The sequence below is a fragment of the Burkholderia sp. E168m23 genome (assembly GCF_016586125.1).
Lineage (GTDB): Bacteria > Pseudomonadota > Gammaproteobacteria > Burkholderiales > Burkholderiaceae > Burkholderia > Burkholderia orbicola.
In genome coordinates, this window is the sequence record NZ_BCPP01001638.1 from 1 (window position 1) to 683 (window position 683).

1 protein-coding gene is annotated in these 683 nt (G+C 61.1%); it reads left to right on the plus strand.

All coding sequences use genetic code 11. The features are described from left to right. Positions 1-129: 129 nt before the first annotated feature. Positions 130-683: transglycosylase SLT domain-containing protein (locus tag JMF90_RS39380; protein WP_201326579.1), on the plus strand; the 554-nt coding region annotated here is incomplete at its 3' end.

A 683-nucleotide genomic window follows, 5' to 3' on the forward strand; every position in this document is an offset into this window, starting at 1 on the left:
CTCAAGCGGTGTCTGTAAAAATTGCTCCAAATGTAGGATTTCGCTGAGTTTTCGGTGTTTTTATTGACGTGAAGCACGCACTTCCGTAGTATCGCCTGCAATTTCCAGCCGTCGGAAGCCGAGATTTTCATGCGACTTATATTGAGTGCGATGGTGGTGCTGCTACTCGCCGCTTGTGCGAGCCAGCCCCCTGTCGCCAACAACGCCGCCGATTCGCAGGCGACGTCCAACTACCTCCGTAAATCAGCCACCGCCAAAGAAACTGTCGACGTCGACAAGCAATCCGTCGGCGACCTGACCACGGCAGACTCCGATCTCTGGGCGCGCATTCGCCGCGGCTTCCAGATGCCCGACCTGCAGAGCGATCTCGTCGACATGCAGACGACCTGGTATACGCAGCGTCCCGATTACGTGCAGCGCATGACCGAGCGCTCGCAGAAGTACCTGTACCACATCGTCGAGGAGCTCGAGGCGCGTCACATGCCGACCGAGCTCGCGCTGCTGCCGTTCATCGAGTCCGCGTACAACCCGCAGGCGCTGTCGGTCGCGAAGGCGGCCGGCATGTGGCAGTTCATGCCCGGCACCGGCCGCACGTACAACCTGAAGCGCAACATGTGGCAGGACGAGCGCCGCGACGTGCTCGCGTCGACGAGCGCCGCGCTCGACTACCTGTCCCGCCTGCA